The organism is Micromonospora sp. NBC_01392, assembly GCF_045040125.1.
Classification (GTDB): Bacteria; Actinomycetota; Actinomycetes; order Mycobacteriales; family Micromonosporaceae; genus Micromonospora.
On sequence record NZ_CP109549.1, the window covers coordinates 6,508,642 to 6,534,247 of the forward strand.

General features: G+C 68.7%; 36 protein-coding genes. All 36 read right to left on the minus strand.

The genetic code is table 11. The features are described 5' to 3' along the window. Positions 1 to 9: 9 nt before the first annotated feature. Complete coding sequence (gene rpsK, locus OG767_RS28345) at positions 10 to 417, minus strand: 30S ribosomal protein S11 (RefSeq protein ID WP_014440747.1); 408 nt, start codon at positions 415 to 417, stop codon at positions 10 to 12. Positions 418 to 435: 18 nt separating this feature from the next. Continuing rightward, on the minus strand, positions 436 to 816 hold the full coding sequence (gene rpsM, locus OG767_RS28350; RefSeq protein ID WP_013288614.1) for a 30S ribosomal protein S13: 381 nt from the start codon (positions 814 to 816) through the stop codon (positions 436 to 438). 153 nt (positions 817 to 969) lie between these two features. After that, on the minus strand, positions 970 to 1,083 hold the full coding sequence (rpmJ, locus tag OG767_RS28355; RefSeq protein ID WP_043965539.1) for a 50S ribosomal protein L36: 114 nt from the start codon (positions 1,081 to 1,083) through the stop codon (positions 970 to 972). A 91-nt stretch (positions 1,084 to 1,174) separates the two neighbouring features. After that, entirely contained in the window at positions 1,175 to 1,396 is a 222-nt protein-coding gene (gene infA / locus OG767_RS28360) for a translation initiation factor IF-1 (RefSeq protein ID WP_007073013.1), read from the minus strand. Between the two features lie 249 nt (positions 1,397 to 1,645). Beyond that, the gene (locus OG767_RS28365) at positions 1,646 to 1,804 is read right to left on the minus strand and encodes a hypothetical protein (RefSeq protein ID WP_405091235.1); all 159 of its coding nucleotides are present in this window, start codon (positions 1,802 to 1,804) and stop codon (positions 1,646 to 1,648) included. Between the two features lie 308 nt (positions 1,805 to 2,112). Further along, positions 2,113 to 2,964, minus strand: a complete 852-nt coding sequence (map, locus tag OG767_RS28370; RefSeq protein ID WP_405091236.1) for a type I methionyl aminopeptidase — start codon at positions 2,962 to 2,964, stop codon at positions 2,113 to 2,115. A 90-nt stretch (positions 2,965 to 3,054) separates the two neighbouring features. Next, a complete protein-coding gene (locus OG767_RS28375; protein WP_405091237.1) occupies positions 3,055 to 3,708 on the minus strand; it encodes an adenylate kinase in 654 nt (217 codons plus the stop codon). Next, on the minus strand, positions 3,709 to 5,034 hold the full coding sequence (gene secY / locus OG767_RS28380) for a preprotein translocase subunit SecY (protein WP_281938099.1): 1,326 nt from the start codon (positions 5,032 to 5,034) through the stop codon (positions 3,709 to 3,711). A gap of 236 nt (positions 5,035 to 5,270) precedes the next feature. Continuing rightward, a complete protein-coding gene (gene rplO / locus OG767_RS28385; protein ID WP_018784561.1) occupies positions 5,271 to 5,714 on the minus strand; it encodes a 50S ribosomal protein L15 in 444 nt (147 codons plus the stop codon). Further along, positions 5,714 to 5,896: a 50S ribosomal protein L30 gene (gene rpmD / locus OG767_RS28390; RefSeq protein WP_091065818.1), complete on the minus strand. Its 183-nt coding sequence runs from the start codon at positions 5,894 to 5,896 to the stop codon at positions 5,714 to 5,716. Before rpmD ends, rplO begins: the two co-directional genes overlap by 1 nt. Continuing rightward, on the minus strand, positions 5,896 to 6,510 hold the full coding sequence (rpsE, locus tag OG767_RS28395) for a 30S ribosomal protein S5 (RefSeq protein WP_013288621.1): 615 nt from the start codon (positions 6,508 to 6,510) through the stop codon (positions 5,896 to 5,898). The genes rpmD and rpsE overlap by 1 nt, the downstream gene beginning before the upstream one ends. A 33-nt stretch (positions 6,511 to 6,543) precedes the next feature. Beyond that, positions 6,544 to 6,933: a 50S ribosomal protein L18 gene (gene rplR, locus OG767_RS28400; protein ID WP_107157446.1), complete on the minus strand. Its 390-nt coding sequence runs from the start codon at positions 6,931 to 6,933 to the stop codon at positions 6,544 to 6,546. Next, complete coding sequence (gene rplF, locus OG767_RS28405; protein ID WP_281938103.1) at positions 6,930 to 7,472, minus strand: 50S ribosomal protein L6; 543 nt, start codon at positions 7,470 to 7,472, stop codon at positions 6,930 to 6,932. The genes rplR and rplF overlap by 4 nt, the downstream gene beginning before the upstream one ends. Before the next feature lie 16 nt (positions 7,473 to 7,488). Continuing rightward, entirely contained in the window at positions 7,489 to 7,896 is a 408-nt protein-coding gene (rpsH, locus tag OG767_RS28410; RefSeq protein ID WP_107157444.1) for a 30S ribosomal protein S8, read from the minus strand. Positions 7,897 to 7,994: 98 nt separating this feature from the next. Beyond that, positions 7,995 to 8,180: a type Z 30S ribosomal protein S14 gene (locus OG767_RS28415; RefSeq protein WP_007073023.1), complete on the minus strand. Its 186-nt coding sequence runs from the start codon at positions 8,178 to 8,180 to the stop codon at positions 7,995 to 7,997. Between the two features lies 1 nt (position 8,181). After that, positions 8,182 to 8,751, minus strand: coding sequence for a 50S ribosomal protein L5 (gene rplE, locus OG767_RS28420; protein WP_405091238.1), 570 nt, complete (start codon positions 8,749 to 8,751; stop codon positions 8,182 to 8,184). After that, complete coding sequence (gene rplX, locus OG767_RS28425) at positions 8,751 to 9,071, minus strand: 50S ribosomal protein L24 (protein WP_018217055.1); 321 nt, start codon at positions 9,069 to 9,071, stop codon at positions 8,751 to 8,753. The genes rplE and rplX overlap by 1 nt, the downstream gene beginning before the upstream one ends. Beyond that, a complete protein-coding gene (gene rplN / locus OG767_RS28430; protein ID WP_007465279.1) occupies positions 9,068 to 9,436 on the minus strand; it encodes a 50S ribosomal protein L14 in 369 nt (122 codons plus the stop codon). The genes rplX and rplN overlap by 4 nt, the downstream gene beginning before the upstream one ends. Positions 9,437 to 9,533: 97 nt before the next feature. Then, positions 9,534 to 9,815, minus strand: a complete 282-nt coding sequence (gene rpsQ / locus OG767_RS28435; protein ID WP_405091239.1) for a 30S ribosomal protein S17 — start codon at positions 9,813 to 9,815, stop codon at positions 9,534 to 9,536. Beyond that, entirely contained in the window at positions 9,812 to 10,048 is a 237-nt protein-coding gene (gene rpmC / locus OG767_RS28440; RefSeq protein ID WP_107157442.1) for a 50S ribosomal protein L29, read from the minus strand. The genes rpsQ and rpmC overlap by 4 nt, the downstream gene beginning before the upstream one ends. Next, positions 10,048 to 10,473, minus strand: a complete 426-nt coding sequence (gene rplP / locus OG767_RS28445) for a 50S ribosomal protein L16 (RefSeq protein WP_007465292.1) — start codon at positions 10,471 to 10,473, stop codon at positions 10,048 to 10,050. Before rplP ends, rpmC begins: the two co-directional genes overlap by 1 nt. Before the next feature lie 3 nt (positions 10,474 to 10,476). Beyond that, positions 10,477 to 11,358, minus strand: coding sequence for a 30S ribosomal protein S3 (gene rpsC / locus OG767_RS28450; RefSeq protein ID WP_107157441.1), 882 nt, complete (start codon positions 11,356 to 11,358; stop codon positions 10,477 to 10,479). Then, positions 11,358 to 11,813, minus strand: a complete 456-nt coding sequence (gene rplV / locus OG767_RS28455; RefSeq protein ID WP_107157440.1) for a 50S ribosomal protein L22 — start codon at positions 11,811 to 11,813, stop codon at positions 11,358 to 11,360. Before rplV ends, rpsC begins: the two co-directional genes overlap by 1 nt. Before the next feature lie 40 nt (positions 11,814 to 11,853). Next, positions 11,854 to 12,135 (minus strand): 30S ribosomal protein S19, encoded by a 282-nt coding sequence (gene rpsS, locus OG767_RS28460; RefSeq protein ID WP_007073032.1) that lies wholly within the window; start codon positions 12,133 to 12,135, stop codon positions 11,854 to 11,856. Between the two features lie 12 nt (positions 12,136 to 12,147). Further along, complete coding sequence (gene rplB / locus OG767_RS28465; protein WP_091065788.1) at positions 12,148 to 12,987, minus strand: 50S ribosomal protein L2; 840 nt, start codon at positions 12,985 to 12,987, stop codon at positions 12,148 to 12,150. A gap of 12 nt (positions 12,988 to 12,999) precedes the next feature. Further along, positions 13,000 to 13,302, minus strand: a complete 303-nt coding sequence (gene rplW / locus OG767_RS28470; protein WP_107157439.1) for a 50S ribosomal protein L23 — start codon at positions 13,300 to 13,302, stop codon at positions 13,000 to 13,002. After that, on the minus strand, positions 13,299 to 13,964 hold the full coding sequence (rplD, locus tag OG767_RS28475) for a 50S ribosomal protein L4 (protein WP_107157438.1): 666 nt from the start codon (positions 13,962 to 13,964) through the stop codon (positions 13,299 to 13,301). The genes rplW and rplD overlap by 4 nt, the downstream gene beginning before the upstream one ends. Further along, entirely contained in the window at positions 13,961 to 14,626 is a 666-nt protein-coding gene (rplC, locus tag OG767_RS28480; protein WP_405091240.1) for a 50S ribosomal protein L3, read from the minus strand. The genes rplD and rplC overlap by 4 nt, the downstream gene beginning before the upstream one ends. Before the next feature lie 11 nt (positions 14,627 to 14,637). Next, the gene (gene rpsJ, locus OG767_RS28485) at positions 14,638 to 14,946 is read right to left on the minus strand and encodes a 30S ribosomal protein S10 (protein ID WP_007073037.1); all 309 of its coding nucleotides are present in this window, start codon (positions 14,944 to 14,946) and stop codon (positions 14,638 to 14,640) included. 353 nt (positions 14,947 to 15,299) lie between these two features. After that, positions 15,300 to 16,493, minus strand: a complete 1,194-nt coding sequence (gene tuf / locus OG767_RS28490; protein ID WP_089155259.1) for an elongation factor Tu — start codon at positions 16,491 to 16,493, stop codon at positions 15,300 to 15,302. A 224-nt stretch (positions 16,494 to 16,717) separates the two neighbouring features. Then, complete coding sequence (gene fusA, locus OG767_RS28495) at positions 16,718 to 18,814, minus strand: elongation factor G (protein ID WP_405091241.1); 2,097 nt, start codon at positions 18,812 to 18,814, stop codon at positions 16,718 to 16,720. 78 nt (positions 18,815 to 18,892) lie between these two features. Then, positions 18,893 to 19,363, minus strand: a complete 471-nt coding sequence (rpsG, locus tag OG767_RS28500; RefSeq protein WP_077938296.1) for a 30S ribosomal protein S7 — start codon at positions 19,361 to 19,363, stop codon at positions 18,893 to 18,895. 1 nt (position 19,364) lies between these two features. Next, on the minus strand, positions 19,365 to 19,739 hold the full coding sequence (gene rpsL / locus OG767_RS28505) for a 30S ribosomal protein S12 (protein WP_007465318.1): 375 nt from the start codon (positions 19,737 to 19,739) through the stop codon (positions 19,365 to 19,367). A gap of 488 nt (positions 19,740 to 20,227) precedes the next feature. After that, positions 20,228 to 20,599 carry a hypothetical protein gene (locus OG767_RS28510; protein ID WP_107157495.1) on the minus strand — a complete coding sequence of 124 codons (372 nt, stop codon included), beginning with the start codon at positions 20,597 to 20,599 and terminating at the stop codon, positions 20,228 to 20,230. Between the two features lie 639 nt (positions 20,600 to 21,238). Next, complete coding sequence (locus OG767_RS28515; RefSeq protein WP_405091242.1) at positions 21,239 to 21,607, minus strand: hypothetical protein; 369 nt, start codon at positions 21,605 to 21,607, stop codon at positions 21,239 to 21,241. Between the two features lie 90 nt (positions 21,608 to 21,697). Next, positions 21,698 to 25,585, minus strand: coding sequence for a DNA-directed RNA polymerase subunit beta' (locus OG767_RS28520; RefSeq protein WP_405091243.1), 3,888 nt, complete (start codon positions 25,583 to 25,585; stop codon positions 21,698 to 21,700). Positions 25,586 to 25,606 lie beyond the last annotated feature (21 nt).

The following is a 25,606-nucleotide window of genomic DNA, read 5'->3' on the forward strand; positions in this document are numbered from 1 at the left end:
TCTAACCTCTCAGACCCGGCGACGCTTCGGCGGACGGCACCCGTTGTGCGGCTGCGGCGTGACGTCGGAAATCTGCCCGACCTCGAGACCGGCGGCCTGCAGCGAACGGATGGCGGTCTCCCGGCCGGAGCCGGGGCCCTTGACGAACACGTCGACCTTGCGCATGCCGTGCTCCATGGCCCGACGCGCGGCGGCCTCGGCGGCCAGCTGCGCGGCGAACGGGGTCGACTTGCGGGAGCCCTTGAAGCCCACCTGGCCGGAGGAGGCCCAGGAGATGACCGCACCGGTCGGGTCCGTGATGGACACGATGGTGTTGTTGAAGGTGCTCTTGATGTGCGCCTGCCCGTGGGCGACGTTCTTGCGTTCCTTGCGCCGGACCTTCTTGACGGCGGCTCCGGCACGAGCCTTCGGTGGCATAAGTCTGTGCGCTCCTAGTTACTTCTTGCCGGGCTTCTTCTTGCCGGCCACGGTCCGCTTCGGGCCCTTCCGGGTCCGCGCGTTGGTCTTGGTGCGCTGACCACGCACGGGCAGACCGCGGCGGTGCCGGATGCCGGCGTAGCAGCCGATCTCGACCTTGCGGCGGATGTCAGCGGCGACCTCGCGGCGCAGGTCGCCTTCAACCTTGTAGTTGCCCTCGATGTGGTTCCGGAGCTCGACGAGCTCCTCGTCCGTGAGGTCCCGAACGCGCTTGTCCGGCGAGATGCCGGTCGCGGCGAGCGTCTCCAGGGCGCGGGTACGGCCGACCCCGAAGATGTAGGTGAGCGCGATCTCCATCCGCTTCTCGCGGGGGAGATCCACGCCGACTAGACGTGCCATGTGCGGGCGTACTCCTCATGATTTGTGGCGGAGGTGTGGACCCGTCCCACCCCGCTGCCCGAGCGGGCCCCGGCCTCCGACCGGGGGTCAACCACGAGGGGTACGCGTGTGGCGCACCGTCCGCGGCGGGACGAGCTGGTGATGTGTGGGGCGTCAGCCCTGGCGCTGCTTGTGACGCGGGTCGCTGCAGATGACCATGACCCGGCCGTGCCGACGGATCACCCGGCACTTGTTGCAGATCCTCTTGACGCTCGGCTTGACCTTCACGGTTGCCTTACTTCCCATCTGGCCCGGAGCGCGACGGATCGCGACCCGGACGTCGAAGACGGACACGGGGACGTCCCGGCCGTCGTCAGGCTTACTTGTAGCGGTAGACGATGCGCCCGCGGGTCAGGTCGTACGGCGACAGTTCGACGACGACCCGGTCCTCCGGCAGGATGCGGATGTAGTGCTGCCGCATCTTGCCGCTGATGTGAGCCAGCACCTTGTGGCCGTTCGCGAGCTCCACCCGGAACATGGCGTTCGGCAGGGGCTCGATGACCCGACCCTCGATCTCGATGGCTCCGTCTTTTTTCGGCATGTACTCCGCTGTCCTGACGTCGGTTGCTCCGGACGGCCCACAACGTCTTACACGGGTGAACTGACCAAGATCAGTGAACCCGCGCCAGCCGCGGCTCCGACTCCCACCGAAGCGCAGGGTGGGCATGGCGGAGTGGACGCTGTGCGCCGATCTGAAAGTGTACGCCCGCCCGCGCGGAGTCGCCAAACCGGCCGGCCGGCAGATCCCTCGAACGGCGGATTTCCGGCCCGGTTGTGACCAGCGGCACAGCTATCGGCGGCGGTCGCGCCGCTTCCGGCCGTGATCCGCGCCGATCAGCCCGACCGACTGCATCAGCACCAGGCCGCCCCACGGCCCCAGCACCCAGAGCGGCTCCGCGACGGCCTCCCGGTCGCGGTCGGCCGCCCGCATCTCCCGCTGCCCGTCCATGTCGGCAAGGATGCCACCGGACCGCCACCCGACGGAAACCCGCTCCGACCTCGGCCAGTGTCCGACCGTCAGACGGCGTGGTCACTCAGGGTGATGCGGCCAGCGGACAGGCAACTCCGGGACGGTATGCCTGTGCGTCATATTTATGACCAGGAGGTATACCGCCGAAAAGTAGCTGCTTCAGTCACCGGCGCAGGCCAGATATGCCGCAGACGTGGGCACGGCACGGACGCCGGCATGGCGTGGGTCCGTCGGGGCGGGGACCGCGCTCCGCTCGGACGCCGCGTTCCGGGCCGGAGTCGGGCCGGTCAGCGGGCCGGGGAGTCCGCCGGCTGGCGGGCGGTCACCAGATCGCCGAGGCGGGCCCGGCCGCCGTCGGAGGCGGTGAGCACCCACACCCCGTCCGCCAGCAGCGCCATCGAGTGCTCCACGTGCACCGCCATCGAGCGGTCCCGCGTCACCACCGTCCAGCCGTCGGCCAGCTCGACGGTGCGCGGGGAACCCGCCGTGATCATCGGCTCGATGGCGAGCGCCAGACCGGGCACCAGCCGTGGGCCCTTGCCGGGGCGACCGTGGTTGAGCACGTGCGGGTCCTGGTGCATCTCCGTGCCGATGCCGTGGCCGCCGTAGCCGTCGACGATGCCGTACCGGCCGCCCCTGCGGACCGCGGTCTCCACCGCGTGCGAGATGTCGGTCAGCCGGCCCCTGCCGGAGGCCGCGCCCCGGGCCGCGGCCGCGATCCCGGCCCACATGGCGTCCTCGGCCACCTCGGCCATCCGCAGCAGCGCCGGGTCGACCTCCCCCACCGCCACCGTGATCGCCGCGTCGCCGTGCCAGCCGTCGAGCACCGCCCCGCAGTCGATCGAGATCAGGTCGCCCTCGCGCAGCACCTGTTCCGGCGACGGGATGGCGTGCACCACCTGCTCGTTGACCGAGGAGCAGATCGAGGCCGGGAAACCGTGGTAGCCCTTGAACGACGGGACCGCGCCGGCCTCCCGGATGGTCGCCTCGGCGATCGCGTCGAGGTCGGCGGTCGACACACCGGGCGCGACCGCCTCCCGCATCCGGGCCAGGGCACGGGCGACCACCAGACCGGCGGCCCGCATCAGCTCGATCTGCTCGGGGGTCTTCAGCTGGATGTCCAGCTGGGGACGGCGCATGACGGCGTTCACCTTTCGTTACACGGAACAGCGGGGCACGTCGCGCGTACCCCGCTGTTCACAGTCTATCCGCCGGGCGGCGGCGGGAGGTCAGCCGCCGTACGACCGCAGGGCGTCGATGGCGCGGACCGTGACGTCCTCCACCGGCCCGGTCGCGTCGATGCCCACCAGCTTGCCCTGGGCGCCGTAGTAGTCGACAAGCGGCGCGGTCTTCTCGGAGTATTCCCGCAACCGCGCGGCGATCGTCTCCGGCTTGTCGTCGTCGCGCTGGAACAGCTCCGCGCCGCACCGGTCGCAGATGCCGTCCCGGGTGGTCGCGTCGAACTCGACGTGCCAGATCTTGCCGCAGCCCCGGCAGGTACGCCGGCCGGAGAGCCGCCGGATCACCTCGTCGTCGTCGACCACCAGCTCCAGCACCAGGTCCAGCATGCTGCCCAGGTCGGCGAGGAGCTTGTCCAGCTCGGCGGCCTGCGGCGTGGTGCGCGGAAAGCCGTCGAGCAGGAAGCCCTCGCCGGCGTCCGGCTCGGCGAGCCGGTCCCGGACCATGTTGATGGTGACGTCGTCCGGGACCAGCTTGCCGGCGTCCATGTACCGCTTCGCCTCGACGCCCAGCGGAGTGCCCTGGGTGACGTTGGCCCGGAAGATGTCACCGGTCGAGATCTTCGGCACCGAGAGGTGCGCGGCGATGAACTCCGCCTGTGTGCCCTTGCCCGCGCCCGGCGGGCCAACCAGAACGAGTCGCATCTACCGCAGGAACCCTTCGTAGTTCCGCTGCATGAGTTGGCTCTCGATCTGCTTCACGGTCTCCAGACCGACGCCGACCATGATGAGCACAGCGGTGCCGCCGAACGGGAAGTTCTGGAACTGCTGGTTGTCCAGCCAGATGAAGAAGAAGTTCGGCAGGATCGCGATGATGCCGAGGTAGAGCGCACCCGGCAGGGTGATCCGGCTGAGGATGAAGTCGAGGTACTCGGCGGTCGGCTTGCCGGGGCGGATGCCCGGCACGAAGCCGCCGTACTTCTTCATGTTGTCCGCGACCTCGGTCGGGTTGAACGTGATCGACACGTAGAAGTACGTGAAGAAGATGATCAGCAGGAAGTAGATCGCGATGTGCTCCGGCGCGCTCGCCTTCACGATGTGGTTCTGGATCCAGGCCTGGACCTTGCCCGGGTCGTTCTGGTCGAAGAACTGGAGCGCGAGCGTGGGCAGGTAGAGCAGCGACGAGGCGAAGATGACCGGGATGACGCCGGCCTGGTTCACCTTGAGCGGGATGTAGGTGGAGGTGCCGCCGTACATCCGCCGGCCGATCATGCGCTTCGCGTACTGCACCGGGATCCGGCGCTGCGCCTGCTCGATGAACGTGACCGCGGTGATGACCAGCAGCACCAGGGCGATGACGAGGAGGAACATCCCCCAGCCCTTGGTGGTCTTGATCTTCCAGCCCTCGCTGGGGAGCCGGGCCGCGATCGAGGTGAAGATCAGCACCGACATGCCGTTGCCGACGCCCCGGTCGGTGATCAGCTCGCCCAGCCACATCACCACGCCGGTGCCGGCGGTCATCGTCATCACCAGGACGGTGAGCGTCAGCCAGTCCGGGATGCCGGTGCCCTTGGGCACGATCGGGAACTGGTCGCACTGGTTGTTGAACAGCTGCCCGGAGCGGGCCAGCGCCACGAACGCCGAGGACTGGAGGATGCCCAGCCCCAGCGTCAGGTAGCGGGTGTACTGGGTGATCTTCGCCTGGCCGGCCTGGCCCTCCTTGCGGAGCTGCTCCAGGCGCGGGATCACCACCGTCAGCAGCTGCAAGATGATCGACGCGGTGATGTAGGGCATGATGCCCAGCGCGAAGACCGAGAGCTGGAGCAGCGCGCCGCCGGAGAAGAGATCCAGCAGGTTGAGCACGCCGGTGCTGCCCTGGATGGTGTCGAGGCACTTCTGCACGTTGCCGTACGAGACGCCCGGGCTGGGCAGCGTGGCGCCCAGCCGGTAGACCGCGATGATGCCTACTGTGAACAGCAGCTTCTTGCGCAGGTCAGGCGTACGGAACGCACTGAGAAAGGCGGACAGCAACTTCTTCCTCCTGCGCGACGCGGGCCGCCGGTGACGATCCCTGGCGGGGCGGGGTGGGTGCCGGGCGGAGTGCCCGGTATCCATGGCTGGCAACGGACTCTAACAGTCCGATCCCGGTCCGGGCAGATGTGCCCGGCTACATAAAACGAATCCGATGTTACCCGGCGCACACGCGACCGGTAGACCATGACGCCCGCCCAGTCGCGAACAACTGAGCGGGCGCCACGAAAATGCCCTTAGAGCTCGGTGACCGAGCCGCCGGCCGCGGTGATCTTCTCCTTGGCCGACGCGCTGAACGCGTGCGCCGACACCTGGAGGGACACACCGCCGAGGTCGCCGGTGCCGAGCACCTTGACCGGGTGGCCCTTGCGGACCGCGCCGGCCTCGACCAGCTCGACCGGGCCGACCTGGCCGCCGTTCGGGAAGAGCTCCGCCAGCCGGTCCAGGTTGACCACCTGGAACACGACCTTGAACTTGTTCTTGAAGCCCTTCATCTTCGGCAGGCGCATGTGGATGGGCATCTGCCCACCCTCGAACGCCGGCGAGATGTTCTTCCGGGCCTTCGAACCCTTGGTACCGCGTCCAGCGGTCTTGCCCTTCGAACCCTCACCGCGACCCACACGGGTCTTGTCGGTCTTGGCTCCCGGGGCGGGACGCAGGTGGTGCACCTTGATCGTCATTACTCGACCTCCTCGACCTTCACGAGGTGGTTGACCGTGAAGATCATGCCGCGGATCTCCGGCCGGTCCTCCTTGACCACCACGTCGTTGATCCGCTTGAGACCGAGCGAACGCAGCGAGTCACGCTGGTTCTGCTTCCGCCCGATGCCGGACCGGACCTGGGTGACCTTCAGACGTGCCATCAGGACGCCACCCCCGCACGCGACGCCAGCATGGCGGCCGGCGCGACATCCTCCACCGGCAGGCCACGACGCGCCGCGACCTGCTCGGGGGACTCGAGCCCCTTCAGGGCCGCCACGGTGGCGTGCACGATGTTGATCGGGTTGGACGAGCCGAGGCTCTTGGAGAGCACGTCGTGGATGCCCGCGCACTCCAGCACGGCACGCACCGGACCACCGGCGATGACACCCGTACCGGCGGAGGCCGGCTTGAGCAGCACCACACCGGCGGCGTCCTCGCCCGTGACCGGGTGCGGGATCGACTGACCGATCCGCGGCACCTTGAAGAAGTGCTTCTTGGCCTCCTCGACGCCCTTGGCGATCGCCGCGGGCACCTCCTTGGCCTTTCCGTAGCCCACGCCGACGGTGCCGTCGCCGTCGCCCACGATCACGAGGGCGGTGAAGCTGAAGCGACGACCGCCCTTCACGACCTTGGCGACGCGGTTGATCGCGACGACCCGCTCGAGGTGCGGGGTCTTCTCGACGGGCGCGTTTCCGCGGCCGCCCTCACGGCGGTTGTCGCGGCGACCACCCTCGTTGCCACCGGACCCGCCGCCACGGCGCTGTTGACCTGGCATCAGCAGCCTTCCTTCTCTCTCGTGACGGGGTTTCTAGAACTCGAGCCCGGCTTCGCGGGCGGCCTTGGCAAGCGCGGCGACCCGCCCCGCGTACCGGTTGCCACCGCGGTCGAAGACGACCTTCGAGACGCCGGCGGCCTTGGCCCGCTCGGCGAGCAGCGCGCCGACCTTGCCGGCCAGGGCGCTCTTGTCGCCCTCGGCGCCGCGCAGCGAGGCGTCCATGGTCGACGCGGACGCCAGGGTGTGACCCTTGGTGTCGTCGACGACCTGGGCGACCATGTGCCGCAGGGAACGGGTGACGACGAGGCGAGGACGCTCGGCGGTGCCGCTGACGTTCTTGCGGACCCGGAAGTGCCGACGCGCACGCCCGACGGCACGCTTGGCGGCAACGCCGCGGCGGCGCTTGAGCAGCGTGGCGCTCACTTCTTACCTGCCTTTCCAGCCTTACGGCGGATGACCTCGCCCTGGTACTTCACGCCCTTGCCCTTGTAGGGCTCCGGCGGGCGGATCTTCCGGATGTTGGCGGCGACCTCGCCGACCTGCTGCTTGTCGATGCCGGCCACGTGGAACAGCGTCGGCCGCTCGACCGTGAAGGTGATGCCGTCCGGTGCCGGTACCACGACCGGGTGCGAGAACCCGAGCGCGAACTCCAGGTCCTTGCCCTTGGCGGTCACGCGGTAACCGGTGCCGGCGATCTCCAGGCTCTTGCGGTAGCCCTCGGTCACCCCGACGATCATGTTGGCCACCAGCGTACGGCTCAGGCCGTGCAGCTCCTTGGCCTTGCGCTCGTCGTTGGGCCGGTTGACGAGCAGCTCGCCGTTCTCGCTGCGCTCCGCCGTGATCGGCTCGGCCAGCACGTGGCTCAGCTCGCCCTTGGGGCCCTTGACCTTGACGGTCTGGCCGTCGATCGTGATGTCGACGCCGGATGGCACCGGGATCGACTTACGTCCAATACGCGACATTTCTACCTGTCTCCCGTTACCAGACGAAGGCGAGGACTTCCCCGCCAACGCTCCGCTTGCGGGCCTGCCGGTCGGTGAGCAGCCCCTGGGACGTCGAAATGATCGCCACACCAAGCCCGCCGAGCACCCGCGGGAGCCCCTCCGACTTGGCGTACACCCGGAGACCGGGCTTGGACACGCGCTTGATGCCGGCCAGGCTCCGCTCGCGGTTCTGGCCGTACTTCAGCTCGACGACCAGTCGCTTGCCGACGGCACCCTCCTCGGGGTCCTCGACCGACCAGGTGGCGATGTAACCCTCGGCCTTGAGGACCTCGGCGATGTTCGCCTTGATCTTCGAGTAGGGCATCGTCACCCGGTCGTGGTACGCCTGGTTGGCGTTACGCAGACGCGTGAGCATGTCTGCGATCGGGTCGGTCATCGTCATGAAAACTCGTCAACCTTTCTCGCCGGGGTTCCCCGGGCCGGGCCCGGGGCCTACGGCGAAGAGACAGTTCAGCTGACGCGCCGGAGCGCGCCGGGCTATTACCAGGAAGCCTTGGACACGCCGGGCAGCTCACCGCGGTGGGCCATCTCCCGGATGCACACCCGGCAGAGACCGAACTTGCGGTAGACCGCCTTCGGACGCCCGCACCGCTGGCAGCGGGTGTACGCGCGAACCGAGAACTTCGGCTTCGCGGCCGCCTTGAGGATCAGCGCCTTCTTGGCCATCTCAGTTCTCCTTGAACGGGAAGCCCAGGAGCTTGAGCAGCGCCCGGCCCTCGTCGTCGGTCGTGGCGGTCGTGACCACCGTGATGTCCATGCCCCGCTGGCGATCGATCTTGTCCTGGTCGATCTCGTGGAACACCGACTGCTCGGTCAGACCGAACGTGTAGTTGCCGTGCCCGTCGAGCTTGCGCCCGTCCAGACCGCGGAAGTCACGGATACGCGGCAGCGCGATGGAGAGCAGCCGGTCCAGGAACTCCCACATCCGGTCGCCCCGGAGGGTGACCTTCGCGCCGATCGGCATGCCCTCGCGGAGCTTGAACTGCGCGATGGACTTGGTGGCCCGCCGGACCAGCGGCTTCTGGCCGGTGATGGTGGCCAGGTCGCGGACGGCGCCGTCGATCAGCTTGGCGTCGCGAGCGGCCTCGCCGACACCCATGTTGACGACGATCTTGACCATCCGCGGCACCTGCATCGCGTTGCCGTAGCTGTACTGCTTCTGCAGCTCGGCCACGATCTCGTTGCGGTACCGCTCCTTGAGGCGCGGCTGGGTCTTGGTTTCGGTAGCCGTGGTCATCACAGGTCCTTACCGGTGCTACGCGCGATGCGGACCTTCTGGCCGTTGTCGTCGATCCGGTAGCCGACGCGGGTCGGCTTGCCGTCGGAGTCCACGACCATCACGTTCGAGACGTGGATCGGGGCTTCCTGGGTGACGATGCCGCCGGTCTTGGCGCCACGCTGGGTGGTGCTGATGCGAGTGTGCTTCTTGACCCGGTTCACGCCCTCGACCAGGACCTTGTCCTGCCGCGGGTAGGCCGCGATGACCTTGCCCTTGGCACCCTTGTCCTTGCCGGCGATGACGACGACCGTGTCGCCCTTCTTGACCTTCACGGTCACAACACCTCCGGCGCGAGAGAGATGATCTTCATGAACCGCTTGTCCCGCAGCTCACGACCCACCGGGCCGAAGATACGGGTACCGCGCGGGTCCCCACCGTCCTTGATGATGACGGCGGCGTTCTCGTCGAAGCGGATGTACGACCCGTCCGGCCGCCGCCTCTCCTTGGCGGTCCGAACGACGACGGCCTTGACGACGTCGCCCTTCTTCACACCGGCACCGGGGATCGCGTCCTTGACCGTGGCCACGATGACGTCGCCGATGCTCGCGTAGCGCCGACCGGAGCCACCGAGAACCCGGATGCACAGGATCTCCCGGGCACCCGTGTTGTCGGCGACGCGCAGTCGCGACTCCTGCTGAATCACGTCTATCTCCTATGTCTGCCGGTTCTCCGGCCGCCGGGGGCGGCCGGAGCCTGGCGGAACCTGCGCCCGACCGATCCCGGCCGAGCTCGAGCCTTCGCTACTTGGCCTTCTCGAGGATTTCCACGAGCCGCCACCGCTTGGTGGCGGAGAGCGGCCGGGTCTCCATGATCAGGACCCGGTCGCCGATACCGGCCGAGTTCTGCTCGTCGTGCACCTTCAGCTTGCGGGTACGACGCATGATCTTGCCGTACAGCGCGTGCTTGACCCGGTCCTCGACCTCGACCACGACGGTCTTGTCCATCTTGTCGCTGACCACGAGGCCCTCGCGCACCTTACGGCGGGACCGCGCGGCGGCGGTGGTAGTGGTGTTCTCACTCATGATGCAGTCACCTCAGTCGGCGCGGCCGAGAGACCCAGCTCACGCTCACGCATGATCGTGTAGATCCGGGCGATCTCCCGACGGATGACCTGCAGCCGCCGGTTGTTGTCGAGCTGCCCGGTCGCGCCCTGCACGCGGAGGTTGAACAGCTCCGCCTTAGCCTCGCGCAGCTTCGTGACCAGCTCCTCGTCGGAGAGCTCACGCAGCTCGGAGGGCTTGACGCCGGCTGCCATCAGGATTCACCCACTTCGCGCGTAACAATGCGGCACTTCATCGGGAGCTTGTGGATCGCGCGACGCATCGCCTCTCGCGCGATCTGCTCGTTGGGGAAGGACATCTCGAAGAGAACCCGCCCCGGCTTGACGTTGGCGACCCACCACTCGGGAGAACCCTTACCGGAGCCCATCCGGGTCTCGGCCGGCTTCTTGGTGAGGGCCTGGTCCGGGAAGATCGTGATCCAGACCTTGCCGCCACGCTTGATGTGGCGGGTCATCGCGATACGTGCCGACTCGATCTGACGGTTGGTCACGTACGCCGGCTCGAGAGCCTGGATCCCGAACTCGCCGAACACCACCCGGTTACCACCCTTGGACGCGCCACTGCGGTCCGGGTGGTGCGGCTTGCGGAAGCCCTTCGGGGGCTTGCGCGGCATCAGCATCTGTCAGCCCTCCTGCTGCTGTTCTGCCGGCTGGTTCGGAGCCGAGGCGGCGGCGGCGACAGCGCTGCTGTCGACCGGCTCACCGGCCGGCGTCTCCGCCTGCTGCGCGATGGTGGTCGCGGCAGCGCGGCCGGCCTCGGTGCCGCCGGCGGTCGTACCCGACGAGCCCGACCGGCCACGACGCGGCCGGTCCGGCCGGTCGCCACGGTCACGGCGCGGGCCGCGCGACGGGGCCGCCTCGGCCGGGGCCTCGCGGCCCGGCACGGCGTCGCCCTTGTAGATCCAGACCTTCACGCCGATCCGGCCGAAGGTGGTACGGGCCTCGAAGAAGCCGTACTCGATGTTGGCCCGCAGCGTGTGCAGCGGGACACGACCCTCGCGGTAGAACTCGGTCCGGCTCATCTCGGCGCCGCCGAGACGGCCCGAGACCTGAACCCGGATGCCCTTGCAGGCCGGGTTCTTCATCGCGGACTGCATCGCCTTGCGCATGGCCCGACGGAAGCTGACCCGGCTGGACAGCTGCTCGGCGACGCCCTGGGCGACCAGCTGCGCGTCCGACTCGGGGTTCTTCACCTCGATGATGTTCAGCTGGACCTGCTTGCCGGTGAGCTTCTCCAGCTCGCCGCGGATCCGGTCGGCCTCCGCACCCTTACGGCCGATGACGATGCCCGGCCGGGCGGTGTGGATGTCCACGCGGACCCGGTCCCGGGTGCGCTCGATGTCGACCTTGGAGATGCCGGCACGCTCGAGGCCCTTGGACATCATCCGGCGGATCTTGACGTCCTCGCCGATGTAGTCCTTGTAGAGCTTGTCCGCGAACCAGCGGGACTTCCAGTCGGTCGAGATGCCGAGCCGGAACCCAGTGGGGTGAACCTTCTGACCCATTACTCGGCACCCTCCGTCGTGCTCTGCGCCTGCGCCGGCTCGGCCTGCTTGGCCGGAGCGGCCTTCTTCGCCGACTTCTTCGGCGCGGCCGGCGCCACGGCCTCGACCGCCACCGTGATGTGGCACGTCCGCTTGCGGATCCGGTACGCCCGGCCCTGCGCCCGCGGCCGGAACCGCTTCATCGTCGGGCCCTCGTCGACGAACGCCTCGCTGACGAGCAGCGCGTCGGGGTCCAGCCGCTCGTTGTTCTCCGCGTTGGCGATCGCGCTCGCGAGCACCTTGTACACCTGCTCGCTCGCAGCCTGCGGCGCGAACTGCAGCACCGTGAGCGCCTCCTTCGCGGGCAGGCCGCGGACGAGGTTGACCACCCGGCGCGCCTTCATCGGCGAGATGCGCACGTGCCGCGCAACCGCCCGCGCGCCCGGAAGCACCGGAGCGTCGCCCTTTCCTGGCATCGCTGTAACCCCTTGTTCCTCTATCCGTATGCCCGCGGCGTCAGCGCCGGCGGCTCTTCCGGTCGTCCTTCTCGTGACCCTTGAACGTGCGGGTCAGCGCGAACTCGCCGAGCTTGTGCCCGACCATGGCCTCGGTCACGAAGACCGGGACGTGCTTGCGTCCGTCGTGCACGGCGATCGTGTGTCCCAGCATCTCCGGGATGATCGTCGAGCGCCGCGACCAGGTCTTGATCACGTTCTTCGAGCCCTTGTCGTTCTGCGTCTCCACCTTCTTGAGCAGGTGGTCGTCGACGAACGGGCCCTTCTTCAGGCTGCGAGGCATGTCTTATCTCCCTCAGCCGCGCTTACGCGTGGCGTAGCGGCGGCGGACGATCAGCCGGTCGCTCGGCTGGCCCTTACGACGGGTACGGCCCTCGGGCTTACCCTGCGGGTTGACCGGGTGGCGACCACCGGAGGTCTTACCCTCACCACCACCGTGCGGGTGGTCGACCGGGTTCATGGCGACACCACGGACGGTCGGGCGCTTGCCCTTCCACCGCATCCGGCCGGCCTTGCCCCAGTTGATGTTCGACTGGTCGGCGTTGCCGATCTCGCCGACGCTGGCGCGGCAGCGCACGTCGACCCGCCGGATCTCACCGGACGGCATACGCAGGGTCGCGTACGCGCCCTCACGGCCGAGCAGCTGGATGCCGACGCCGGCCGAGCGGGCCAGCTTGGCGCCGCCGCCCGGACGCAGCTCCACGTTGTGGATGGTGGTACCCACCGGGATGTTGCGCAGCGGCAGGTTGTTGCCCGGCTTGATGTCAGCGCCCGGGCCGGACTCGACGCGGTCGCCCTGCTTCAGGTCCTTCGGCGCGAGGATGTAGCGCTTCTCGCCGTCGGCGTAGTGCAGCAGCGCGATGCGCGCGGTGCGGTTCGGGTCGTACTCGATGTGGGCGACCTTCGCCGGCACGCCGTCCTTGTCGACCCGCTTGAAGTCGATCAGACGGTACTGGCGCTTGTGGCCGCCACCGTGGTGCCGCGTGGTGATCCGGCCGTGGGCGTTACGCCCGCCCTTCTTCGGCAGCGGAGCCAGCAGCGACTTCTCCGGCGTGGACCGGGTGATCTCGGCGAAGTCGGCGACGCTGGAGCCTCGCCGGCCCGGCGTCGTCGGCTTGTACTTACGGATAGCCATTGTCTACACCCCTCAGCTGACCGGGCCGCCGAAGGCCTCGATACGGTCACCGTCAGCCAGCTTCACGATCGCCCGCTTGGTGTCCTTGCGCTTGCCGAACCCGGTCTTGGTCCGCTTGCGCTTGCCCTGGCGGTTGAGCGTGTTGACCGTCAGGACGCGGACGTTGAAGATCTGCTGGATAGCGATCTTGATCTCGGTCTTGTTCGCGTCCGGGTGCACCAGGAAGGTGTACCAGTTCCGGTTCAGCTCGCTGTAGCTCTTCTCCGAGACGACCGGCGCGACGATGACGTCACGCGGATCGGCGATCGTGCTCACTTGCCATCCTCCTCGGTGGTCTCGGCGGGCACACCCAGGAACTCGTCCAGGGCCTCCTTGGTGAAGACCACGTCGTCGGCCACCAGCACGTCGTACGTGTTGAGCTGGCCGGCCTCGATCAGGTGCACCCGGCTGTCCCGCGTGTTGCGCAGGTTCCGCAGCGACACCCAGTTCAGCTCGTCGGTGCTGCTCAGCACGACCAGGACCCGGCGGGCGGCGGTCAGCTTGGTCAGCGTGGCCAGGGCCGCCTTGGTCGACGGCTTCTCGCCCGAGACGAACGCCTCGACGACGTGCACCTGGCCGGCGCGGGCCCGGTCGGAGAGGGCGCCACGCAGGGCGGCGGCCTTCATCTTCTTCGGGGTGCGCTGGCTGTAGTCGCGCGGCGTCGGGCCGTGGACCACGCCACCGCCGGCGAACTGCGGCGCGCGGGTCGAGCCCTGACGGGCCCGGCCGGTGCCCTTCTGCTTGTAAGGCTTCCGGCCACCGCCGGAGACCTCACCGCGGGTCTTGGTCTTGTGCGTGCCCTGCCGGGCCGCGGCGAGCTGAGCCACCACGACCTGGTGCATCAGCGCGACGTTCGCCTGGACGTCGAAGATGTCGGCCGGCAGCTCGACGGAGCCGCTCTTGCCGCCTTCGACGTTGAGGACGTCAACGGTGGTCACTTGGCCACACCGCCCTTCTTCACCTTCGCCTTGGCCGCGGTGCGGACCAGGACGAGCGCGCCCTTCGGGCCCGGGATGGCGCCACGGACGAGCAGGAGGTTGTTCTCGGTGTCGACCGCCTGGACGGTCAGGTTCTGGACGGTGTAGCGAACGCCACCCATCCGGCCCGCCATCCGGGTGCCCTTGAAGACGCGACCCGGGGTGGCGCAGGCGCCGATCGAGCCGGGCGAGCGGTGCTTGCGCTCGACACCGTGGCTGGCGCGCAGACCGTGGAAGCCGTGCCGCTTCATCGGGCCGGCGTAGCCCTTGCCCTTGGTCTTGCCGGTCACGTCGATCACGGCGCCGACCGGGAACTCCTCGACCGTGACCTCCTGGCCCGGCGCGTAGTCCGCGGCGTCGGAGGTGCGCAGCTCGACGATGTGCCGGCGCGGCGAGACGTCCGCCTTGGCGTAGTGCCCGGCGACCGGCTTCTTGACCTTGCGCGGGTCGATGGCCCCGTAGGCGAGCTGAACGGCGGTGTAGCCGTCCTTGTCGGCGCTACGAACCTGGCTCACGACGCACGGGCCGGCCTCGACCACGGTCACGGGGACGACCTTGTTGTTGTCCCAGACCTGGGTCATGCCGAGCTTGGCGCCCAGGATCCCCTTGACTTGCCTGTCCATTTGATCGATCCCTACAGCTTGATCTCGATGTCGACGCCAGCCGGCAGGTCGAGGCGCATGAGCGAGTCGACCGTCTTCGGGGTCGGGTCGATGATGTCGATCAGACGCTTGTGCGTGCGCATCTCGAAGTGCTCGCGCGAGTCCTTGTACTTGTGCGGCGAGCGGATGACGCAGAAACGGTTGATCTCCGTGGGCAGCGGCACCGGGCCAGCAACCTGCGCCCCGGTACGCGTCACCGTCTCGACGATCTTCCGAGCCGAGGAGTCGACGACCTCGTGGTCATAGGCCTTGAGCCGGATGCGGATCTTCTGTCCCGCCATGGTGGCTTCTGTTCCTTCTCTCGATGCCGCTGTGTCGCGGGCACCTGTACCGGCTGGTACAGGCCCACTTCCGCCGACCCCCGCGGTCGGGCGTGTCGCGCCCGTGGACCAGGCTCCGCCCCGAGGCTCCGGAGCGATTCTGACCGCGCGGTGGGTCATGGCGCCGATCGCGGTAACCGCGACCTGGACGCCGCGCGAGGGTGGTTGACCGCCGATGGCGATCAACCACCCCACGCGAAACGATCTGACTCCCGGAGGTCCAGCCTCAACCGGACGCAGGTGACCGACCGTCGTTACGCAACCTGACTAGTATGCCGCACGACCGGCGGCGACGCTAATCGGGGTTACCCAGCTCACTTGACGATCTTGGTGACGCGACCCGCGCCAACCGTACGACCGCCCTCGCGGATCGCGAACTTGAGGTTGTCCTCCATCGCGATGGGCTGGATGAGCTTCACGGACATCGTGGTGTTGTCGCCCGGCATGACCATCTCGGTGCCCTCGGGCAGCGTGACGACGCCGGTGACGTCCGTGGTGCGGAAGTAGAACTGCGGGCGGTAGTTCTGGAAGAACGGGGTGTGCCGGCCGCCCTCCTCCTTGGAGAGGATGTAGACCGTCGCCTCGAACTCCGTGTGCGGGGTGTTGCTGCCCGGCTTGATGACCACCATGCCGCGCTCGACGTCCTCGCGCTTGGTGCCACGCAGCAGCAGACCGACGTTCTCGCCTGCGCGGGCGTCGTCCAGGGTCTTCCGGAACATCTCGATCGCGGTGACCTTGGTCTTGAAGCCCTTCTCGCGGATGCCGACAACCTCGACGTCCTCGTTCGGGAGCAGCACGCCACGCTCGACACGACCGGTGACGACGGTGCCACGACCGGTGATCGTGAACACGTCCTCGACGGGCATGAGGAACGGCTTCTCGGTCTCGCGCTCCGGCTGCGGGATCGCGGTGTCGACCGCGCTCATCAGCTCGAGCAGCTTCTCGGTCCAGACCGGGTCGCCCTCGAGCGCCTTCAGCGCGGAGACCTGGACGACCGGCAGGTCGTCACCCGGGTACTCCTGCGCCGACAGCAGCTCGCGGACCTCGAGCTCGACGAGCTCCAGGAGCTCCTCGTCGTCGACCATGTCGCTCTTGTTGAGCGCCACGACGATGTACGGCACACCGACCTGACGGGCCAGCAGCACGTGCTCGCGGGTCTGCGGCATCGGGCCGTCGGTCGCCGCCACCACCAGGATCGCGCCGTCCATCTGCGCGGCACCGGTGATCATGTTCTTGATGTAGTCGGCGTGACCGGGGCAGTCGACGTGCGCGTAGTGACGCGCCTCGGTCTGGTACTCGACGTGCGCGATCGAGATCGTGATGCCGCGGGCCTTCTCCTCCGGCGCCTTGTCGATCTCGTCGAACGGCGTGTACGGGTTCAGGTCCGGGTACTGGTCGTGCAGGACCTTCGTGATGGCCGCCGTCAGCGTCGTCTTACCGTGGTCGATGTGACCAATGGTGCCGATGTTGACGTGCGGCTTAGTCCGCTCGAACTTCGCCTTCGCCACTGGTGTCCTCCTGGTGGACTTTCTTGGTTCGTTCGCCCCGGTGCGCCGGTCGGCGCGTAGGACTCTGTCGACAGCCTTTCCGGCCTGACGGCCGGATAGCCTTTGTGGGTTCTGCGGCGATGAAGCCTACAGGCCCGGATTCACACAACCCGACCGAGGTGGCCGCGGGCGGGAGAACCCTCCCGCGACCAACCCCGGATCACCGGGTCAGCTCGGGGTGAGCGTCACTCACCCGTCGCCTTGGCGATGATCTCCTTCGCCACGCTCTGCGGCACTTCGGCGTAGGAGTCGAACTGCATGCTGTAGCTAGCCCGGCCCTGGGTCTTCGACCGCAGGTCGCCGACGTAGCCGAACATCTCCGACAGCGGCACCAGAGCCCGGACGACGCGAGCGCCGCTGCGCTCCTCCATCGCCTGGATGATGCCCCGCCGGGAGTTGAGGTCGCCGATGACGTCACCCATGTTCTCCTCCGGAGTGGTGACTTCAACGGCCATCATCGGCTCGAGCAGTGCGGGGTCGGCCTTGCGGGCCGCCTCCTTCATCACCATCGAACCGGCGATCTTGAACGCCATCTCGGACGAGTCGACCTCGTGGTACTGGCCGTCCAGCAGCGTCAGCTTGAGACCCACCAGCGGGAAGCCGGCGAGAATGCCGTACTGCATGGCGTCCTGGGCACCGGCGTCCACCGACGGGATGAACTCCCGCGGGATGCGGCCACCGGTGACGGCGTTCGCGAACTCGTAGGTCGGCGAGTCGTTGCCCATGGGCAGCGGCTCGAGGCTCACGATCACGCGGGCGTACTGGCCGGAACCACCGGTCTGCTTCTTGTGGGTGTACTCGACCTTGTCCACCTTGCGGCGGATGGTCTCGCGGTACGCCACCTGCGGCTTACCGATGTTCGCCTCGACGTTGAACTCGCGGCGCATCCGGTCGACCAGGATGTCCAGGTGCAGCTCGCCCATGCCGGAGATGACCGTCTGACCGGTCTGGTCGTCCAGCTTGACGCGGAAGGTCGGGTCCTCCTCGGCCAGCCGCTGGATGGCGGTGCTGAGCTTCTCCTGGTCGGCCTTGGTCTTCGGCTCGATGGCCACCTCGATGACCGGCTCCGGGAACGTCATCGACTCGAGGATGACCGGGTTCGCCGGGTCGCACAGGGTGTCACCGGTGGTGGTCTGCTTCAGACCCTGGACCGCGATGATGTCGCCGGCCTTGGCGGAGCCGCGCTCCTCACGCTTGTTCGCGTGCATCTGGTAGATCTTGCCGATCCGCTCCTTGCGGTCCTTGGTGGAGTTGACCACCTGGGACCCGGACTCGACCACGCCGGAGTAGACCCGGACATAGGTGAGCTTACCGAGGTGCTTGTCGGTCTGGATCTTGAACGCCAGGCCGGAGAACGGCTCGGAGGGGGACGGCTTCCGCAGCATCGGCGTCTCGCCGTCGGTGGCCGTACCCTCGATCGCCGGGACGTCCAGCGGCGACGGCAGGAAGTCGATGACGGCGTCGAGCATGGGCTGCACGCCCTTGTTCTTGAACGCCGAACCGCAGAGCACGGGGTTGGCCTTGCCGGCGATGGTGGCCCGGCGGATGGCGGCCTTGGCCTCCTCGGCGGAGATCTCCTCGCCCTCGAGGTACTTCTCCATCACCGAGTCGTCGACGTCGGCGAGGGTCTCCATCAGCTTCTCGCGCCACTCGGCCGCGGAGTCGGCCAGCTCGGCCGGGATCTCCTCGATCGCGTAGTCCTCACCCTTCTGGGTCTCCCCGCGCCAGGTGAGGGCACGCATGCCGATCAGGTCGACGACGCCGATGTGGTCGCCCTCGAGGCCGATCGGGATCTGGAGGACCAGCGGGGTGGCGTTGAGCCGGTCGATCATCATCTGCACGCAGCGGAAGAAGTCGGCGCCGGTCCGGTCGAGCTTGTTGACGAAGCACATGCGGGGGACGTTGTACTTGTCCGCCTGCCGCCAGACGTTCTCCGTCTGCGGCTCCACACCGGCCACGCCGTCGTACACCGCGACCGCACCGTCCAGAACCCGCAGCGACCGCTCGACCTCGACCGTGAAGTCGACGTGGCCGGGCGTGTCGATGATCTGGATCGTGTGGCCCTTCCACTCGCACTTCGTGGCGGCGGAAGTGATGGTGATACCGCGCTCCTGCTCCTGCTCCATCCAGTCCATGACGGCGGCGCCCTCGTGGACCTCACCGATCTTGTACGTGATGCCGGTGTAGAACAGGATTCGCTCGGTGGTAGTGGTCTTACCGGCATCGATGTGCGCCATGATGCCGATATTGCGTACGTTGGCGAGCGCGTCTGCGGCGGCCACTTCAATCCCTACTTATCGTCGTCTCGACACAACTGGTGGTTGGTTCCGGCGCCCAACCGGGCGCCGGAACCACAGGTGTTACCAGCGGTAGTGCGCGAAGGCCTTGTTGGACTCGGCCATCTTGTGCGTGTCCTCACGCCGCTTGACGGCGGCGCCGAGGCCGTTGCTCGCGTCCAGCAGCTCGTTCATCAGCCGCTCGATCATGGTCTTCTCGCGCCGGGCCCGGGAGTAGGTCACCAGCCAGCGCAGACCGAGCGTGGTCGCGCGGGCCGGCCGGACCTCGACCGGAACCTGGTAGGTGGCGCCACCGACACGACGGCTGCGCACCTCGAGGGTCGGCTTCACGTTGTCCATCGCCCGCTTGAGCGTGACGACGGGGTCGGTGCCGGACTTCTCGCGGCAGCCCTCCAGGGCGGCGTACACGATGCGCTCGGCGAGCTGACGCTTGCCACGCAGCAGGATCTTGTTCACCAACTGGGTGACCAGCGGCGAGTTGTACACCGGGTCAGCGACCAGCGGCTTCCGCGGAGCGGGTCCCTTACGCGGCATGTCAGCTCTTCTCCTTCTTCGCGCCGTAGCGGCTGCGAGCCTGCTTGCGGTTGCGGACACCCTGGGTGTCCAGCGAGCCGCGAACGATCTTGTACCGCACGCCGGGGAGGTCCTTCACACGGCCGCCACGCACGAGCACGATCGAGTGCTCCTGCAGGTTGTGGCCGACGCCCGGGATGTAGGCGGTCACCTCGATCTGGCTGCTGAGCTTGACACGAGCGACCTTGCGCAGCGCCGAGTTCGGCTTCTTCGGGGTGGTGGTGTACACGCGGGTGCACACACCGCGCCGCTGGGGAGAACCCTTGAGCGCAGGGGTCTTGGTCTTGGTCGTCTTGGCCTGTCGGCCCTTTCGGACCAGCTGCTGAATGGTGGGCACCGGGTTTCTCCGCTCCCTTCGGCCGCTGCGAGGCGACCGCGCCGTCTGCTCTAGCCGGCCTGATGGACGGCTCTCCTACATTCCAGCCGGGGTCCCCTGAGGCGGCCCCAGCACCCGCGGTCGGGCGTGTCGCCCGAGTCACGGTCCCGGTGCCGGCCGCTGACGCGTCGTACCGGAATTTGGTCTTTGGTGGTGCGACCACACGATCACCGACTGAGCGGCTCCAGCGCACGCACGCATTGCCCGGGCGAGCCCGGGCGCAAGGGGAAAGAGTACCTACCACAGCCGCGCCGGTCAAAACGGATCGACTCGGGAGGACTGCATCGCAGCCCCGAACGGTCGGTTCCGGATCACCGGTGCGCCCCCGACAGGCACCTACGACCACAAGTGTACCGGCTCGTCCGGCGCACGGCCCGGCGGCCCCGACACCGGATGAGCGCCGAAGACCCGGACATACATTCCTCAACCGGTCAGCGACGCGCCGGCCGTCACGTGATCTGCACCACCAGGGCGATCCCGAGCCCGACCACGCTCAGCAGGAGCCCCACCGCGCCACAGCTCAGCCCCGCCACGGCCAGGCCGCCACCGGTGAACCGGACCGCCGGTGGCGGCGCCGGTCGCCGGATCTGCCGGCGGGCGAGCAGCCAGGCCACGATCGCCCCGACCCCGGCCAGCGCACCGAGCACCGTGAACGCGCCGGCCGCCCACGCGCCGCCGTAGTCCGGCCCGGCGATGCCGAAGCAGAGGACCAGCAGCGACACCAGGATCGAGGCGACGCCGGTGATCAGCGAGCCGATCGCCAGCCCGGAGGTGACCGGCGGCACGTCCAGGTGCACCACCCCGAACGGGGTGCCCGGCACCGCGTCGACCCGCTTCGGCGGCCGGGGCGCCTCGCGCGGGGGCGGCGGGAGCGCCGGCGCCCCCCACCCGCCGCCGTGGCCGGGCTCGTTCCCCGGGTACGCCCCGAACGCCGCTCCTCCAGCGCCGTACCCGTGCTGTCCCGGCGGGTACGCCGACCCGGGCCCGGCCGGTCCGGGCGGGTACGCCGACCCGAACGGTCCGGGCTGGTGTGCCGCCCCCGGCCCGGGCGACCCCGGATGGTGGGCCGGCGCGGACGCCGGACCGTGGCCGCCCGGCGGATACGGTCCCGCCGGCGGCCAGGGACCGGGCGGCGCGGCGTGCGGCGGGGCCGGGTCCGGCGTCCGGGCCTGGTCGAACGGCGGCGCGGACGGGTCCGACGGCGGGACGGAGTGCGGCGGCGGGCCCGGGTTCGACGGACGGGGGTCGGACGGCGCGGCCCACGGGCTGACCGGGTCGGGGCCCGGCGACGCGGCGGCGTCCGGCTCGGAACCGGGGCGGATCGGGTCGCCTCCCGGCGCGGCCGGTTCCGTCACGGGGTCCTCCTGTCACCTGGCTCACCCGCCACGCGGCGGACACCGGCCAGGCTACCGCCGCGCGTCACCACCGGGTGGGCCGGCGCGGGCCGCTCCCCCGCCCGGTCAGTCGAAGTTCGGGGCGAAGTCGTGCCCGAACGACGCGTCGGCGTGCCGGACCACCCCGATCACCACCGCGGCCACCACCGCCACGGCGGTCAGCAGCAGGCCGATCCGGGCCAGCCGCTCACCGCGCCGCAGCCAGTCGGCGCCGGTCAGGTAACCGCCCGACGCGTACGCCTCCCGGCGGGCCTGCCGGGCCAGCGTGAGCGCGATGGTCGACGGCACCACCCCGCCGACGAAGAAGCCGGTCAGCGCGCCGATCAGGCCGAGGGCGAAGACCGCGCGGGCCTTCGTGGAGCGGACCGGATCCGGGTCGTGCGGATGGCGGTGCGCCTGCGGCACGTGGGGCGCCTGCCCGGGCACGGTCGTCATGCCTCCATCATGCCTCCGCTCCGGGCGCGACCGGGCCCCGGACGCGACGAGGCCCCCGGCGGATGCCGGGGGCCTCGTCGTCCGTGCGGGTTAGCGGTACGACCCGAAGTCGAAGTCGTCCAGCGGAACCGCCTGGCCGCTGGCCGGCCCGAAGCCGTAGTCGGTCTCCGGGTAGCCGGTCATCGAGTAGACCTTGGCCTTCGCCTCCTCGGTCGGCTCGACCCGGACGTTGCGGTACTTGCTGATGCCGGTACCGGCCGGGATGAGCTTACCGATGATCACGTTCTCCTTGAGGCCGATCAGCGAGTCGCTGCGGGCGTGGATCGCCGCGTCCGTCAGCACCCGGGTGGTCTCCTGGAAGGAGGCCGCCGACAGCCAGGAATCCGTGGCCAACGAGGCCTTGGTGATACCCATCAGCACCGGGCGACCGGCGGCGGGCTCGCCACCCTCGCCGACAAGCCGGCGGTTCTCCGACTCGAACAGCGCCCGGTCGACAAGCACGCCCGGCAGGAACTCGGTCGAGCCGGAGTCGATGACCGTCACCCGCTTGAGCATCTGGCGGATGATGATCTCGATGTGCTTGTCGTGGATGAGCACACCCTGCGAGCGGTAGACCTCCTGGACCTCCTGGGTCAGGTGGACCTGGACCGCGCGCGGGCCGAGGATGCGCAGCAGCTCGTGCGGGTCGATGGTGCCCTCGGTGAGCTTCTCGCCGACCTCGACGTGGTCGCCGTCGTGCGCCCGGAGCCGGACCCGCTTCGAGATCTTGTCGTAGACGATCTCGTCGCTGCCGTCGTCCGGGATGACCACGATCTTGCGGGACCGCTCGCCGTCCTCGATCCGGATGCGGCCGGGGGTGTCGGCGATGGGCGCCTTACCCTTCGGCACCCGGGCCTCGAAGATCTCCTGGACACGGGGCAGACCCTGGGTGATGTCCTCACCCGCGACACCACCGGTGTGGAAGGTACGCATCGTCAGCTGCGTACCCGGCTCACCGATCGACTGGGCGGCGATGATACCGACCGCCTCGCCGACGTCCACGGTCTTGCCGGTCGGCAGCGAGCGGCCGTAGCACGCACCGCAGACGCCCAGCTTCGACTCGCAGGTGAGCACGCTGCGCACCCGCACCGTCTCCACGCCGGCGGCGACGATCGCGTCGACGCCGATGGAGTTGATGTCCTGGCCGCGGTGGGCTACCACGGTGCCGTCCGGCCCCTTCATGTCGTCGGCCAGCGTCCGGGCGTGCACGCTGGTCTCGGCGTGCTCGTGCACGACCAGCTTGCCGTCGACCCGCTCGCCGATCTGCATCGGGATGGCCCGGTCGGTGCCGCAGTCCTCCTCGCGGATGATGACGTCCTGCGAGACGTCCACCAGACGCCGGGTCAGGTAACCCGAGTCGGCGGTACGCAGGGCGGTGTCCGCGAGGCCCTTACGGGCACCGTGCGTGGAGATGAAGTACTCCAGCACGGACAGACCCTCCCGGTACGAGGCCTTGATCGGCCGCGGGATGATCTCACCCTTCGGGTTGGCCACCAGACCACGGATCGCCGCGATCTGCCGGAGCTGGAGCAGGTTACCGCGGGCACCCGAGTTGATCATCTTCCACAGCGGGTTCTCCTGCGGCAGCGCGGTGTCCATCTCCTTGGCAACCTCGTTGGTCGCCTTGGTCCAGATCTCGATCAGCTCGCCGCGGCGCTCCTCGGCGGTCATCAGACCACGCTGGTACTGCTTGTCGATCCGGTCGGCTTCCTTCTCGTACCGCTCCAGGATCTCCCGCTTGCGCGGCGGAGCGATGACGTCCTCCATGCCGATGGTGACGCCGGACCAGGTGGCCCAGTGGAAACCGGCCTCCTTGAGCCCGTCCAGGGTGGCCGCCAGGGCCACCTTCGGGAAGCGCTCGGCGAGGTCGTTGACGATCGCGGAGAGCTGGCCCTTGCGGATCTCGTAGTTCACGAAGCGGTAGCCCGGGGGCAGCGTCTCGTTGAACAGGACCCGACCCAGGGTGGTCTCGACGGTCACCGTTCCGCCCTCGACCCAGCCCTCGGGCGCGGTCCACGGCTCGGCGCCGGCGCCGTTGTCGACCCCGACGACGTCGTGCAGCCGGATCTTGACCGGGGTCTGCAGGTGCAGCTCGCCGTTGTCGTACGCCATCCGCGCCTCGGCGTCCGAGCTGAACGCCCGGCCCTCGCCCGTGCCGCCCGGGGTGAGGTGGGTGAGGTGGTAGAGGCCGATCACCATGTCCTGGGTGGGCATGGTGACGGGCTTGCCGTCGGCCGGCTTGAGGATGTTGTTCGACGACAGCATCAGGATCCGCGCCTCGGCCTGGGCCTCGGCGGACAGCGGCACGTGGACCGCCATCTGGTCACCGTCGAAGTCGGCGTTGAAGGCGGTGCAGACCAGCGGGTGGATCTGGATGGCCTTGCCCTCGACCAGCTGCGGCTCGAAGGCCTGGATGCCCAGGCGGTGCAGGGTCGGCGCGCGGTTCAGCAGCACCGGGTGCTCGCCGATGACCTCTTCCAGCACGTCCCACACGACCGGCCGCTGCCGCTCGACCATCCGCTTGGCGGACTTGATGTTCTGCGCGTGGTTGAGGTCGACCAGCCGCTTCATCACGAACGGCTTGAACAGCTCCAGGGCCATCTGCTTGGGCAGGCCGCACTGGTGCAGCTTGAGCTTCGGGCCGACCACGATGACCGAACGGCCGGAGTAGTCGACGCGCTTGCCCAGCAGGTTCTGGCGGAACCGGCCCTGCTTGCCCTTGAGCATGTCGGAGAGCGACTTCAGCGGCCGGTTACCCGGGCCGGTGACCGGGCGACCACGACGGCCGTTGTCGAACAGCGCGTCGACGGCCTCCTGGAGCATCCGCTTCTCGTTGTTGACGATGATCTCGGGCGCGCCGAGGTCGATCAGTCGCTTGAGGCGGTTGTTCCGGTTGATCACCCGGCGGTAGAGGTCGTTCAGGTCGGAGGTCGCGAAGCGGCCACCGTCGAGCTGCACCATCGGGCGCAGGTCCGGCGGGATGACCGGGACGCAGTCCAGCACCATGCCCAGCGGGGAGTTGCGGGTGTTCTGGAACGCCGCGACGACCTTCAGCCGCTTGAGCGCCCGGATCTTCCGCTGGCCCTTGCCGGAGCGGATCGTCTCGCGGAGGTTCTCCGCCTCGGCGGTGAGGTCCATGTTCTGGACCAGCGCCTTGATGGCCTCGGCGCCCATGCTGCCGGTGAAGTACTCACCGAAGCGGTCGCGCAGCTCGCGGTAGAGCAGCTCGTCGGTGACGAGCTGCTTCGGCTCCAGCTTGCGGAAGGTGTCGAGGACCTCGTCGAGGCGGTCGATCTCGCGCTGGGCCCGGTCGCGGATCTGGCGCATCTCGCGCTCTCCGCCCTCCTTGACCTTGCGCCGGACGTCCGCCTTCGCGCCCTCGGCCTCCAGCTCGGCCAGGTCGGCCTCCAGCTTGGCGGCCCGCTTCTCGATCTCCGAGTCGCGGCTGTTCTCCGACTGCCGCTTCTCGGCCAGGATCTCGTTCTCGATGGTCGAGAGGTCACGGTGACGCGACTCGGCGTCCACGCTCGTCACGACGTACGAGGCGAAGTAGATGATCTTTTCGAGGTCCTTCGGGGCGAGGTCCAGCAGGTAGCCCAGCCGGCTCGGCACGCCCTTGAAGTACCAGATGTGGGTCACCGGAGCAGCCAGCTCGATGTGACCCATCCGCTCCCGGCGAACCTTGGAGCGGGTCACCTCGACGCCGCAGCGCTCGCAGATGATGCCCTTGAAGCGGACCCGCTTGTACTTACCGCAGTAGCACTCCCAGTCCCGCTGCGGGCCGAAGATCTTCTCGCAGAAGAGCCCGTCCTTCTCCGGCTTGAGGGTGCGGTAGTTGATGGTCTCGGGCTTCTTGACCTCGCCGTGGGACCACTGACGGATGTCGTCGGCGGTGGCGAGACCGATGCGCAGCTCGTCGAAGAAGTTGACGTCGAGCACTGTGTCCCCTATGTCGTCGTC